General features: G+C 65.7%; 14 protein-coding genes. 10 read left to right on the top strand and 4 right to left on the bottom strand.

Features of this window, described 5'->3' with window-relative positions; translation table 11 throughout:
* From D2N39_RS03845 to D2N39_RS03835, 3 genes are all read right to left on the bottom strand, one after another.
* Complete coding sequence (locus tag D2N39_RS03845; protein ID WP_199725196.1) at positions 1-468, bottom strand: ExbD/TolR family protein; 468 nt, start codon at positions 466-468, stop codon at positions 1-3.
* Positions 469-471: 3 nt separating this feature from the next.
* Positions 472-1,032, bottom strand: coding sequence for a MotA/TolQ/ExbB proton channel family protein (locus D2N39_RS03840; protein WP_119133476.1), 561 nt, complete (start codon positions 1,030-1,032; stop codon positions 472-474).
* 252 nt (positions 1,033-1,284) lie between these two features.
* A complete protein-coding gene (locus D2N39_RS03835) occupies positions 1,285-1,671 on the bottom strand; it encodes a DUF2946 family protein (RefSeq protein WP_119133475.1) in 387 nt (128 codons plus the stop codon).
* Positions 1,672-1,854: 183 nt separating this feature from the next.
* Here D2N39_RS03835 and D2N39_RS03830 point away from each other — a divergent pair, with 183 nt between their 5' ends.
* From D2N39_RS03830 to D2N39_RS23090, 8 genes are all read left to right on the top strand, one after another.
* A complete protein-coding gene (locus tag D2N39_RS03830; protein WP_119133474.1) occupies positions 1,855-2,115 on the top strand; it encodes a WGR domain-containing protein in 261 nt (86 codons plus the stop codon).
* A 651-nt stretch (positions 2,116-2,766) separates the two neighbouring features.
* Positions 2,767-3,711 (top strand): substrate-binding domain-containing protein, encoded by a 945-nt coding sequence (locus D2N39_RS03825; protein WP_119133473.1) that lies wholly within the window; start codon positions 2,767-2,769, stop codon positions 3,709-3,711.
* 51 nt (positions 3,712-3,762) lie between these two features.
* Positions 3,763-5,292 carry a sugar ABC transporter ATP-binding protein gene (locus D2N39_RS03820; RefSeq protein WP_119133472.1) on the top strand — a complete coding sequence of 510 codons (1,530 nt, stop codon included), beginning with the start codon at positions 3,763-3,765 and terminating at the stop codon, positions 5,290-5,292.
* On the top strand, positions 5,282-6,274 hold the full coding sequence (locus D2N39_RS03815) for an ABC transporter permease (RefSeq protein WP_119133471.1): 993 nt from the start codon (positions 5,282-5,284) through the stop codon (positions 6,272-6,274). Before D2N39_RS03820 ends, D2N39_RS03815 begins: the two co-directional genes overlap by 11 nt.
* A 21-nt stretch (positions 6,275-6,295) precedes the next feature.
* Positions 6,296-8,056, top strand: a complete 1,761-nt coding sequence (gene dhaL / locus D2N39_RS03810; RefSeq protein WP_119133470.1) for a dihydroxyacetone kinase subunit DhaL — start codon at positions 6,296-6,298, stop codon at positions 8,054-8,056.
* Between the two features lie 326 nt (positions 8,057-8,382).
* On the top strand, positions 8,383-9,315 hold the full coding sequence (locus tag D2N39_RS03805) for a sulfurtransferase (RefSeq protein WP_119133469.1): 933 nt from the start codon (positions 8,383-8,385) through the stop codon (positions 9,313-9,315).
* Positions 9,315-10,445 (top strand): YeeE/YedE thiosulfate transporter family protein, encoded by a 1,131-nt coding sequence (locus D2N39_RS03800; RefSeq protein ID WP_119133468.1) that lies wholly within the window; start codon positions 9,315-9,317, stop codon positions 10,443-10,445. Before D2N39_RS03805 ends, D2N39_RS03800 begins: the two co-directional genes overlap by 1 nt.
* Positions 10,442-10,606, top strand: a complete 165-nt coding sequence (locus tag D2N39_RS23090; RefSeq protein ID WP_199725195.1) for a hypothetical protein — start codon at positions 10,442-10,444, stop codon at positions 10,604-10,606. Before D2N39_RS03800 ends, D2N39_RS23090 begins: the two co-directional genes overlap by 4 nt.
* 78 nt (positions 10,607-10,684) lie before the next feature.
* On the opposite strand, the gene hpaR is transcribed toward D2N39_RS23090, so the two are convergent.
* Positions 10,685-11,170 (bottom strand): homoprotocatechuate degradation operon regulator HpaR, encoded by a 486-nt coding sequence (gene hpaR, locus D2N39_RS03795; RefSeq protein WP_233557047.1) that lies wholly within the window; start codon positions 11,168-11,170, stop codon positions 10,685-10,687.
* Between the two features lie 75 nt (positions 11,171-11,245).
* On the opposite strand from hpaR, the gene D2N39_RS03790 reads away from it, so the two are divergent.
* Both D2N39_RS03790 and hpaE read left to right on the top strand, forming a co-directional pair.
* Entirely contained in the window at positions 11,246-11,635 is a 390-nt protein-coding gene (locus D2N39_RS03790; protein WP_119133467.1) for a 5-carboxymethyl-2-hydroxymuconate Delta-isomerase, read from the top strand.
* Between the two features lie 9 nt (positions 11,636-11,644).
* Positions 11,645-13,156 (top strand): 5-carboxymethyl-2-hydroxymuconate semialdehyde dehydrogenase, encoded by a 1,512-nt coding sequence (hpaE, locus tag D2N39_RS03785; protein ID WP_119133466.1) that lies wholly within the window; start codon positions 11,645-11,647, stop codon positions 13,154-13,156.
* The last annotated feature ends 12 nt before the right edge of the window (positions 13,157-13,168 follow it).

Raw genomic sequence — 13,168 nt, 5'->3', positions numbered from 1 at the left:
TCAATCGTGCCCCGCGTGATCGTGGGCTGTCTGATCCGCCCAGGCAGCGGCATCACGGTCGGCCACCAGCACCACCCGTGCGATGCCACCCTGCGCCAAACTGTCGATCACCTCGATCACCCGGCCGTAGGCGGCACCCTTGTCGCCCGCCACATAGACCGGCCGACCGGGCACCCCGGCCAGCGCTGCCGTCACGGCCGCAATCAGCCCGCCGGGCGGCACCTGCTGGCTGTCCAGCAGCAGCCCGCCATCGGGCAGCACATTCACCACCACAGGCTTGTCGCGGTCCAGCGGCGCGGCAGAGGCCGATTTTGGCAGATCGACCCGCACACCCGCCACCATCAGCGGCGTGGCGACCATGAAGATGATCAGCAGCACCAGCATCACATCCACCATCGGGGTCACGTTGATTTCGGCCAGCGGGACAAAGCCCTCTTGCCCTTCGCTGTCGTCGGGAAGCCGGATCACCCCTCAGCCCTCCGCCGGGCTGGAATGGCTGTCGATCCGGTCAGCCAGATCGGCGCCGAAGGCTGCGAAGGCTGCGCCAAGGCGCGAATATCCGATCGAGGCGGGAATGGCGGCCGCCAGACCATAGGCCGTGGCGGCAAGTGCCTCGGCAATACCCGGCGCCACGGCGGCCAGCCCGACATCCTGTGCCTCGGCAATGCCGGTGAAGGCGGTCATGATGCCCCAGACCGTCCCGAACAGCCCGATGAATGGCGCGATAGAGGCAATGACGGCAAGATCGGTCAACCCGCCTTGCGCGGCGCGCAGGATGCGGTTGCCAGCGCGACGCAATTCGGCCCGGCTCGCGGGCCGGGAGTGCGGCACTTCCACCAGCCGTGCGGCGAAGCTTGCCGCGTCCAGACCGGGTTGCAGCAACTGCGACCGCATCCGGCGCAACAGCATGAACGCGGCAGCAATCAGATACCAGCCCCAGACCGAGGCCAGAACCAGCAGCGTCATCACAAGCTTGACCACCGGCCCCGCGCCCAGAAAGAGCGCGAGCGGCGAAAAGGAGATCGTATCCATGGGAACCCTTGGAATTCTTGACAGGGGAAGGTGCGGGCCGGGCAGCGCCCTGCGCACCGGCCTTGCCCGTGCCGCGTTGCCTTGGCCGGGACACGGGGCCGAAGGCAGCGCAGGCAGCAGGCAGAACCGGGCGCAGGACACCATGACCCGCAGGCGGGCAACGATCAGTCAGGGCAGGGAAAAAGAAACCGGGGTCTGCGACCAGTCAGACCGGGCCGGAACTGCCCTTCATCACGCAGCCAGCGCGGGAGGTCAGATCAGAGCAGGAGGCGCCCGAGACGCAAAGGCCCGAAGGGGCACGCGGCGCGGCGCCACATCGGCCAGCAACGCCGGGGACAGCGCGGTTGCCGCCGTCTGCATCAGTGCGGGAACGCCCGCAACCTGAAGACCGGCAAAGGACAGGCTTACGGCAAGACAGGGTGAATCGCCGCTGCCGTCGTGATTGCCAACCGGGATTTCGTGGATCGTGCCATCCTCGGCCAGCACCATCTCGCGCGGGCCATCGGTGGTGCACAGCACCAGACGCATGCCACCTGCATCGGCAACCTGCATCATGCCCTTCGGAACAGTCGCCCCGAGGAACAGTGCCAAAAGCACAAGCGCAAGACTGATGCGCCGGATGACAGCCGAAAATCGCAAGATATGTCCGCAAAAACAGCAACAGTGATATTGTCCGGGATGGGTCATGGTTTTGCAATCAGGTTTGCGACGGGTGACAGAATGCCGCAGCAGGCGCGCGAACCCCGTCTGCCCGCATCCCGCATCCCTGCCCCTGGACAGCAACCGGACAACAGATCATGCTGGGGGCCGAGAGGGGCAGGCATGGCCATCGCATTGCTGCATCACATCAACCGTCAACAGAACATGGCGCGGTTCTACCGTATCGAGGTTCTGCAAGATCTTTTCGGCATGGTGACGCTGGAACGGTCCTGGGGGCGGATCGGTAGCCGCGGTCAGCGGCTCATGCTGTCCTATCCGTCGATGACCTCGGCAGAGCACGAGCTTTTGCGGCTTTTGCAGGTCAAGCGGAAACGGGGTTACACCGAAATCACGGCGAAGCCGCGCGACTTTGGGTCAGACTGACCGTATTGCACAAAGCCCCCGGCCTCGGGTCGCGCGCTGTCAGGTCTTCAGGTCTTCCAGATATTCGTGCCCGAGGGCGCTGCACTGACCCGGATCTTCCGGTCACAATACCCCTGCCCTCCTGCTGCGACGACGCTGTGTTCCTCATGAAGGCCACCGCCGCCCTTTTGCCGACCGCCTGACCTTCTTGCCGAAAGTCACAGCCGCAAGGCGCTTTCCCGCGCCTGCGTGCCAAGTGCATCATAACAGCACGCAAAGGCTCTGGCGGCTCTGTAGTGCCCCGGCCGTGACGAAGGCACCGGACAGGACATCCTGTTTCAAGGGCCGACCGCGCAGGCACGCCCTTTCTTCGGGCTTGGGAAGGTAAGCACATCGCGTTGGGATGACGGCAATCGCGGCTGAACGCGCGTCACCCCGGCGCGAGGCATTCAACAGGCAGCACAGAACCCGACCCGCGCCAGACCACTATCCGTCGAGCGAATATCCCCAACCCGCTGATGGCAAGGCCCTGACATGGCTTCGGCGCACCACGCCAAATATACTTGTATTTTGAAATTTACAGATGTATTGAGTCTTGAGGCGGCAGGGAGGATACTGCCCGCCGACAGGAGGAGGGGCCCGTCGCCGGGCCGAAAATCTGGGAGGAATATCATGAAGAAACTGGCCGCCATGCTGGCCGGTGTGGCCCTTGCCATGCCGATCGCCGCCGCCGCGCAGGATGCTGCGGGCACCACAAAGAAGGACAGCTATCGCTTCCTGATCGTGCCGAAAGTCGTGCATCCATGGTTTGACAAGGTGAATGACGGCGCGCAGATGGCCGCCGCTGCCCTGAAGGCGCAGACCGGCGCCGAGATCGAGATCGTCTATTCCGCGCCGCAGACTGCCGATGTGGTGCAGCAGGTGCAGATCGTGGAAAGCGCCATCTCCACCCGTCCCGACGGCATCGCCATCGACCTGCTGGACCCGTCTGGCAACCGCGGCTCGCTGGAGGCGGCACAAAGCCAGGACATCCCGCTGGTGATCTTCGACTCGGTGCCGCCAGAAGGCATGCAGATCCCCTATATCGGCTCGGATTTCTGCGAACAGGCAAAGATCGCCGCGCGCCGTCTGGTCGAGGTGCTGGGCGGTGAGGGCGAGGTCGCCATCATGATGGGCGTGCCGACCGCGCCGAACCACTCGATCCGTGCCGAATGCCACCGCGAGGTCTTTGCCGAACATCCGGGCATCAAGGTCGTGGCCGAAGGCATCGACAATGACAGCATCGAGACCGCGCAACAGCAGGCCGCCGCCATCATGCAGGCCAATCCCGGGCTCAAGGGCTGGGTCGCCTCGGATGCCGCCGGTCCCATCGGCATCGGTCAGGCCATCGTCGAGGCGGGCAAGCAGGGTCAGGTCACGCTGGTCGGTCTGGATAACCTGCCGGAAATGCTGGACATGATCCGTTCGGGCGTCGCCGACAGCTCCTCGGCATCGCAGCCGGAACTGCAAGGCTACTGGTCGGTCATGCTGCTTTGGGCACAGGCGACCGGCGCGCCGGTTCCGGGCTATCTGGATACCGGGAACGCCTTCCTCACCAAGGACAACCTGGGCAACTGAGCACCGCGCGGCCGGCACCCCGCCGGCCGCACACCAGCCGTGGGAGGAGACATGGCCTATCTCGAAGCACGCGGCCTCGGCCGGGACTTTCCGGGCGTGACCGCGCTTGACGGTGTCGACCTGTCAGTTGAACTGGGCCGCACGCATATCCTTGCGGGCGAGAATGGCGCCGGAAAATCAACGCTTGTGAAGATCCTGACCGGGGCGGATCGCGCCACACGCGGCAGCATCGCCATCGACGGGCAGAACCCGCTGGATCACCCCGACCTGTTCCGCAAGATCGCCTATGTGCCGCAGGAACTGTCGCTGTTCCCCGATGTCAGCGTGGCAGAAAACCTGTTCATGCCGTTTGACCGCACCGGCCATGGCGGGCTGGTGAACCGCCGCCGGATGGAGGCGGAAGCGCAGGAGTATCTGGATCGGTTCGGGATCGAGGCGAAGCCATCCGATATGGTGCGCCATATCTCGGTCCCCGATCAGCAATTGTTGCAGATCGCCCGCGCCTCGACCAACCGTGACATGAAGGTGCTGATCCTCGACGAGCCGACCTCGGCCCTGACCGCGCGCGAGGTGGAGCGGGTGTTCAGGGTGATCCGCAGCTTTCTGGACCGCGATCATGCGATCATCTTCATCTCGCACAAGATGGAGGAAGTGTTCGAAATCGGGCAGGATTATACGGTGCTGCGCAATGGCCGGAAGGTCGATGCAGGCCGGGTGGCCGAAATTGACGAAGCGGCGCTGATCCGCGCCATGTCGGGCCGCGAGGTGGCGATCGACGAACATTTCCGCCCCGATTGCCCTGTCACCGACACTGTCATGCAGGTCGATAACCTGTCCGGCCCACTGTTCCGCGATGTCAGCTTCACGCTGAAACGGGGCGAGATACTGGGTTTCGCGGGCCTTGTCGGCGCCGGAAGATCCGAACTGATGCAGACGATCTTCGGCTATCGCAAGGCCAGCGGCGGCCATGTCCGGGTGGACGGCCGTGACTGGCGGCTGAACGACACCGCCGCCTCGGTCGCGGGCGGGATGCTGTATCTGTCGGAAGAGCGCAAGGCGCATGGCATCTTCCCGCTGCTGTCGCTGCGCGAGAACATCGGCCTTTCGGTCCTGTCGCTGACCACCGGCGCCACCGGCATCGACAGCCGCAAGGAACGCGGTATCGTCGCCCGCGTGATCGGTGATTACGGCATCCGCGCCTCCGGCCCCGGACAGCGCATCGCCACCCTGTCGGGCGGCAACCAGCAGAAGGCCATCATCGGCCGCGCCATGGCCACGACGCCGCGCATCCTGATCTTCGATGAACCGACCAAGGGCATCGACATCCGCACCAAGGCGGAAATCTACCGCATCATGAAGCGGCTGGCCGAGGAGGGCGTGGGGATCATCCTCATCTCCTCGGAAATGACCGAGCTGCGCCGCTGTGCCAGCCGCATCATCACCATGCATGGCGGCCGCCTGACCGGCAGCTTCGACGCCGCCAGCACCGAGACCGAAACACTCGTCGGGGCGATCTTCGCCACCGGCACAGGGGCTGGCGGATCCACCCCCGAAGACGCAGAGGCTTCTCATGTCAACTGAACACTCCGCACAGACGCGCCGCCCCCCGGCGCTGACACTCCTGATGCGCAACCCGCTGGCCGGGGTTTTCGTGGCGCTTGTGGCGATCTTCGCCATATCGGCGGTGATTTCCCCGTATTTCCTGTCCGGTTACAACATGTCGGTCATCGCGCGGGGCCTTGCCTTCGTGGGGCTGGTAACCATTGCGCAATCTTCGCTGATGATCCTGGGCGAGCTTGACCTGTCGCTGGGCACCATTGGCGGCCTGTGTGGCGTGGTCTCCGGCATGCTGATGGTGCAGGCGGGATTGCCCGCGCCCATGGCGCTGATCCTCGCCCTGTGCCTTGGCCTTGCGCTGGGTTTCCTGAACGGCCTGCTGGTCACCGTGCTGGGGCTGCATTCGCTGGTGCTGACCATTGGCACGGCGGGCATCTATGGCGGCGCCATCCTCGTCCTTACCAAGGGCGTCGCGATCACCGGCATTCCGGCAGGGATCCAGTTCCTTGGCCGTGGCGATGTTCTGGGCGTGCCCGTGCCCTTCCTGATCATGCTGGCGGTGCTGGCCATCGCGCTGTTCCTGTCGCTGAAGACGCCGATGGGCCGGTATATGTATGCCATCGGCAACAACCCCGCCGCCGCCCGCATGCTGGGCATCCGGGTGGACCGTATCCGCCTGCTGGTCTTCACGCTGGCGGGGATGCTGTCGGCACTGGCCGGGCTTCTGATGGTGGCGCGGCTGGGCACGGCGCAGCCCTCCATCGGGCAGACCTGGGTTCTGGCCCCCATCGCCGCTGCCGTGATCGGCGGGGTTGCCACCACCGGCGGGGTAGGCTCGCCGCTGGGGGCGATCTTCGGTGCGGGGATCATCGCCATCATCGAAAACATCATCGTGCTTTTTGGCGTGTCGCCCTATTGGCAGGGCGTGGTATCTGGCGTGATCGTGGTTCTGGCGATCTCGTTCGACGCCCTGTCGCGCCGCTATCTTCGCCGCGACGGCGCCTGACCTGACGAAGTGGATATTCCCATGACAAAGACCAAGAAACTCATCAACGCGCCGGAAGACATCATCCCCCAGCTGATCGCGGGCATGGTCGCCGCCCATCCCGACATGCTGACGGTCGAAGGCCCCACCGGCCGCGCCGTGGTCGCGGTGGACGGACCGCGCGACGGCAAGGTCGGCGTAGTGGTCGGCGGCGGCTCGGGGCATGAGCCGGCCTTCGCGGGCTATGTCGGGCGCGGCCTCGCCGATGCGGCGGCGGTGGGCAATATCTTTGCCTCGCCCTCGCCCGAGCAGATCCTCGATGCAGCGCGTGCCGCCGATGGCGGGGCGGGTGTGCTGCTGCTTTACGGCAATTACACCGGCGATGTGATGAACTTCACCATGGCGGCGGAAGAACTTGCCGCCGCAGGCACCCCGGTCAGGCAGGTGCAGGTGGCCGATGACGTGGCTTCAGCCCCGGTTGAACGGCGCGGGGAACGGCGCGGCATCGCGGGCGACTTCTTTGTCTTCAAGGTCGCCGGGGCTGCCGCCGATCTGGGCGAGCCGCTGGCGCGGGTCGAGGCACTGGCGCGCAAGGCCAATGACGCCACCCTGTCGATGGGCGTGGCGTTGGGGGCCTGTTCGCTGCCGCAGACCGGCAAGCCGAATTTCGAAATCGGCGATGACGAAATGGAAATCGGCATGGGCCTGCATGGCGAGCCGGGCATCCGCCGCGACAAGCTGGCCCCGGCCGATCAGGTCACCGATACGCTGATGGAGGCGATCCTGTCCGAAATGGCGCCGGCGCAGGGCGACCGGGTGGCGGTGCTGGTGAACGGGCTGGGCTCAACCTCGCTGGTTGAACTTTACATCCTCTTCGCCCGGCTCAAGCAGGTGCTGGATGCGCGTGGCATCGCGATCCACCGCTCCTGGGTCGGGGAATATGCGACCTCGCTGGAAATGGCAGGGGCCTCGATTACCTTGATGCGGCTGGATGACGAGCTTGCGGCACTGCTTGACCACCCCTGCCGCACCCCGGCACTGACGGTCGGCACCGTCGAGGGGGCGGCGGCAGGCAGCGCCCGTTCGGCCCGCAAGGCTGCGGGCAGCGCCGAAGGCCCGGCCCGCGCCACCCCCGCCGTGGCGCTGATCCGCGAGGGCGCCATCACCCCCGCCCTGTTCCGCGCGATGATGCAGCGCGCGGGGGACGAGATCATCGCCGCCCGCGACTGGCTGTCGGAGCTGGACGGGGTGATCGGCGACGGTGACCATGGCATTACCATGGAAATCGGCTGGAAGGCCGTGCAGGGCGCACTGGAAAACGCCCCCGGCGATGAAACCATCGAAGGTTGTTGCAAACGGATGGCCAAAGCGTTTCTGGATGCGGTCGGCGCCTCCTCCGGCCCGCTCTACGCCACCGCCTTCCTGCGGGCGGGGGCGGCGGTCAGCGACCGGCTGAACCTTGACGCGGGCGCGCTGGCAGCTTGGCTGGCGGCGGCGCTGCAAGGCGTGCGTGACCGGGGCCGGGCCGAACCGGGCGACAAGACCATGATCGACGCGTGGGTGCCCGCCGTGGCCCGCGCGCAGGAGGCCGTGGCCACGGGCGCCGAACTTGCAGTGATCGAGGCCGCCCGCGACGGCGCCGAGGCAGGCATGAAGGCCACCGCCGATCTGGAAGCGCGGCGTGGCCGTTCCGCCAAATTGGGCGCGCGGTCGAAGGGTCATATCGACCCCGGCGCGGCCTCCACCTGGGTCATCCTGCGGGCCATGGCCACCGCGCTGGCCGGAGCGCAGGCCGCCGCCTGACCCACGATCCCGGCGCGGCCCGATGCGGCCGCGCCGCGGCATTCAGGCGTGACCGGGCGACCTGATCACCCGGCGGACGGACACGGGCAAGCGGCCCCGGCCCACGAGGACGCTCCCTGTCAAAAAAGGAACCTGTTCCCGCTCTGGCCCCGTGACCGATATGGAATTTCACGCCGTGCCCCCGAAGCGGTGAAACGGCATGCGCCGTCCCGTGAAGATCAAGACATTCTCCCGGATATGCAGGGAAAGATACGGCCTGCGTTCCTTGATCATCCCGCCAGACTGCTGAAATGAGAACAAACGCCTCATTCAACAAGAGACCTCCGATGACACGCCTTGCCCTGTTTCCGCTTTCCGGCCTCGCCGCGCTGATTGCAAGCACCGCTTTCGCGGCGGAGCTTGGCCCGCTCGTCACCCCCGCCGACCTCGCTGCCGCCGTCGATGAGGCGCCGGTCATCCTCGACATCCGCCCCAAAGGCTACGCCGAGGGCCATATCGAGGGGGCGGTTTCCGCGCCCTACGGCCTGTTCCGTGGCCCGGAGAACAACCCCGGCGCGGTTCCGCCCGTTGAAAAGCTTGAGGCGACCTATGAATCGCTGGGCCTCGATCCCGCGCGTCCCGTTGTGATCGTGTCGCAGGGCGATACCGACACCGATTTCGGCGCCGCCGCTCGGGTCTACTGGACACTGAAAAGCTCGGGCTTCACCGAGCTTTCGGTGCTGAATGGCGGCGCGACCGCATGGGCCAATGCCGGGCTGCCGATCTCGACCGCCGCTGTGACCCCGGTGCCGACCGATCTGACGATCACTTGGAACGATGCCTGGACGGCCGATACCGCCGCTGTCAGCGATGTTGTGGCAGGCAAAAGCAAGGCGATCCTTGTCGATGCGCGCCCGCCCGCCTTCTTTGAAGGCAAGAAGGCCGCGCCCGCTGCCGCACGTCCGGGCACGCTGCCCGGCGCGCAGAACCTGCCTTACACCGAATTCTTCCGCGCAGGCGCCACGGCGATCAACCCGACCGGCGATGTCGCGGCGCTGAAAGCGCGGCTGGGCATCGGCGCGAATGACGAGGTGGTTTCATTCTGCAACACCGGCCATTGGGCCGCGACCGACTGGTTCGCGCTGTCCGAACTGGCGGGGATCGAGAATGTGCGGCTCTATCCCGCGTCGATGGTCGAATATTCGCATACCGACGGCGAGATGGCGAACCAGCCGGGGCTGTTCACCAATCTGCTGAACCAGTTGACGGGCGGCAACTGATGTCCTCAGCAGGGGTTGTTTCGGCACGGCCATCCAGTCAGGGCCTGCGGCGCGCCGGTCTGGTGGCCGGGGCGCTGGCGGCAGTGGCGCTGGTCGCCCTGTTCGTGGGCGCACGCTATGGCCTGATGCTGGCCATCGGCCTCGGCTTCGGCATCACGCTGGAAGGTCTGCGCTTCGGCTTTGCCGGCCCGTGGCGAGCGATGATCCTGCGGCGTGAACCGGCGGGGGTGCTGGCACAGCTTCTGGCCATCGCACTGGTCTCTGTCGTCGCCATCCCGTTGCTGGGCACCCATCCGGGTGAGCTGTCGGGCGCACAGGCGCCTATCGGCTGGGCCATGATCGGCGGCGCTTTCGTCTTCGGCGCGGCGATGCAGGTGGTGCTGGGCTGCGGCTCGGGCACGCTGGTCAATGCCGGATCCGGTAATCCGGTCGGCCTGCTGGCCCTGCCCTTCTTTGCCATCGGCAGCTTTGCCGGGGCCTATGGTCTGGTCTGGTGGACCAGCCTTGGTGCGCTGCCGGTGCTGACGCTCCGCGGCAGCTTCGGGCTTGGCGTGACACTGGCGGCACTGGCACTGGTCGCCGGACTGTTCTGGGCGCTTGGCAAACCCGGCACGCGCCGCCTGCAGACCCGCTATGTCGTCGCGGCGCTGCTGCTGGCGGCCCTCGGCATCGGCAACCTGCTGGTCGCGGGCCAACCCTGGGGTGTGGTCTATGGCCTTGGCCTCTGGGCTGCCAAAGGTGCCACGGCGATGGGCGCAGATCTGTCCGGTTCGGCCTTCTGGAGCGCGCCTGGCTCGGTCGAGCGGCTGCAAAGCTCGCTGCTGACAGACTATACCTCACTGACCGATCTCGGCCTGATCGCGGGGGCCTTCGGTGTCGCAGCATGGCGCAAGGGCGGCCTGTCACAACCCTTGCCGCGTTATCCCGCCCGCGCCTGGATCGCCACAATCATTGCGGGGCTGCTGCTTGGCTATTCCTCGCGGCTGGCTTTCGGCTGCAATGTCGGAGCCTTCTTCTCCGGCATCTCGACCGGCAGCCTGCACGGTTGGGTCTGGTTCGCGGCAGCCTTTGCCGGCGCCTTTGTCGGCATCCGCATTCGCCCGCTGGTGGGGCTGGAGGCACGCACATGACCCGCCGTTTCACCGCGACACTTATGGGTCTGGGTCTTGCCGCGCTGCTGGCTTTCGACCTGACGACCACACCGCCCAACCCCTACAAGGCGCCTGCGGCTGTTGCCTTTGGTTCCGGTCAGGCATCAGCGGGCGGATTTTGCGGAGCGCTGCCCAACTAGGCCACTGGCCCAAATACTCTCGGGCAGACATACCGGCTGCAACAGGGCCACGCCAACCGGCGCGGCCCTGTTGCGCATTCATATCTGTTCCAGCGCGGTCATCAGGGCTTCCAGATCATCAAGCAGCGAGTCTATCCGCACACGACCGACGCGGGCTTCAAGTTCGGCATAGATGGCGGCGCTTTCCGGCGCGATCTGCCGGATGAAGGCATGACCTTCCGGCGTCAGGCGGATCAGGGCGCGGCGGCCGTCGGTCGGGTCTTTCCGTGCTTCGATGAAGGCGCGTGCCTCCAGCGTCTTCAAGATGCGCGACAGCGAGGGCGCGAGGATGCTGGCGGCCTCGGCAAGATCAGAGGCATCGGTCTCTTCGGCCTCTTTCAGCACACGCAACACGCGCCATTGCTGTTCGGTCACCCCATGCGCCTGCAACAACGGGCGAAAGCGTTCCATCACCGCCTCGCGGGCGCGCAACAGCGCCATGGGCAGGGTGCGGCGGGTTTTCGACAGTTCGAACCCGTCCTTTTCGTTGGAATGCGACATGCCGGTCAGGATCCTGTGAAACATTGCCAAGATGCTTCGCATGTTAAGCATTGACAAGCGATCATTTGATTAACATGTTAATTTAATGGAGGACGAATCTTGCCACATCTGAGCATCGAATATTCGCCGGGGCTGGAGGCGCGGGCCGACATGCCGGACCTGTGCCGCGCGCTGCATGGCGCGATGGTGGCGACCGGCATCTTTCCGCTGGCCGGGATCCGCATCCGCGCGCATCGGGCCGATCACTGCATCGTGGCCGATGGCCTGCCCCAGAACGACTTTCTTGCCATGACGCTCAGCGTCGGGGCCGGGCGGGCAACCGCAGATCTGAAGGCGGCCGGTGACGGCATCTTCAGGGCGGCGCAGGCCGCATTGGCTGGCCCGCTTTCCACACCGCATTTCGCCCTTTCGCTGGAAATCCGCGTCGCCGACCCGGAGCTGAGCTGGAAGGACACGCCGATCCACGCCCGCCTCTCGGGCAAGCAATGAGGGCCGCAGATGAGCGTTCTTGAAACCAATATCGCCCGCGCCACGGATTACATGGCGAAGTTCCGTCAGCGGGGTGTGATGAACCACATCAACGGCGAATCCCTGCCCGCGCTCTCGGGGCAGACATTCGAAAGCATATCGCCGGTCGATCTGTCGGTGCTGGCGCAGGTCGCCAGAGGCGCCGAGGCGGATATCGACGCGGCCGTTGCCGCCGCGAAGGCCGCCTTCCCCGTCTGGTCCAAGATGCCGGGGGCCGAGCGGCGCAAGATCCTCATCAAGGTGGCCGAGGCGATCGAGGCCCGGGCCGAGGAAATTGCCTTCACCGAGTGTATGGATACCGGCCAGGCGCTGCGTTTCATGTCCAAGGCCGCGATCCGGGGGGCCGCGAACTTCCGCTTTTTCGCCGATCAGGCGCCGGGCGCTGAAGACGGCCAGAGCCTGCGGACGCCGACCCAGATGAACGTGACCTCGCGCCGCCCCATCGGCCCGGTAGGGGTGATCACGCCGTGGAACACGCCCTTCATGCTGTCCACCTGGAAGATCGCGCCCGCGCTGGCCTCGGGCTGCACGGTGGTCCACAAACCGGCCGAGTTCAGCCCGATGACGGCCAAGCTTCTGGTGGAAATCGCCGAAAGCGCGGGTCTGCCGAAGGGCGTTCTGAACGTGGTCAACGGCTTTGGCGAGGATGCAGGACGCCGCCTGACCGAGCACCCCGACATCAAGGCCATCGCCTTTGTCGGCGAAAGCCGCACCGGCAGCCTGATCATGGCGCAGGGTGCAAAGACGCTGAAGCGCGTGCATTTCGAACTCGGCGGCAAGAACCCTGTGATCGTGTTCGAGGATGCCGATCTGGATCGCGCCGTCGATGCCGCGACTTTCATGATCTATTCGCTGAACGGCGAACGCTGCACCTCGTCCTCGCGGCTGCTGGTGCAGGAGTCGATCTATGACCGCTTCACCGCCCGCGTGGCCGAGGTGGCAAAACGCATCAAGGTGGGCCATCCGCTTGACCTCGAAACCGTGGTCGGACCGCTGATCCACCCGGAGCACGAGGCAAAGGTGCTGTCCTATTTCGACAAGGCGCGCGAGGAGGGCGCGACCATCGCGGCGGGCGGCACCAAGGTGGGCGACAAGGGCTGCTATGTGGCGCCGACACTGTTCACCAAGGCGACCAATGACATGGCCGTGGCGCAGGAAGAAATCTTTGGTCCTGTCCTGACCGCGATTCCGTTCAGGGACGATGAAGACGCGCTGCGCCTTGCCAATGACGTGCAATATGGCCTCGCCGCCTATCTGTGGACCAACGACCTCAATCGCGCGATGTGGATGACTGACAATCTCGAAGCCGGGATGATGTGGGTGAATTCGGAAAACATCCGCCACCTTCCCACGCCGTTCGGTGGGGTGAAGGCCAGCGGAATCGGGCGTGACGGCGGTGACTGGTCGTTCGATTTCTACATGGAAACGGTGAACGTCTCGTTCCCGCGCGCCTTGCACAAGATCCCCAAGCTGGGCGGCTGACGCCCCTTACCA

It is taken from the genome of Gemmobacter lutimaris (assembly GCF_003570715.1).
Lineage (GTDB): Bacteria > Pseudomonadota > Alphaproteobacteria > Rhodobacterales > Rhodobacteraceae > Gemmobacter > Gemmobacter lutimaris.
Note: the sequence above shows the minus strand (reverse complement) of the source record. Positions and strands in the feature narration are given on the sequence as shown.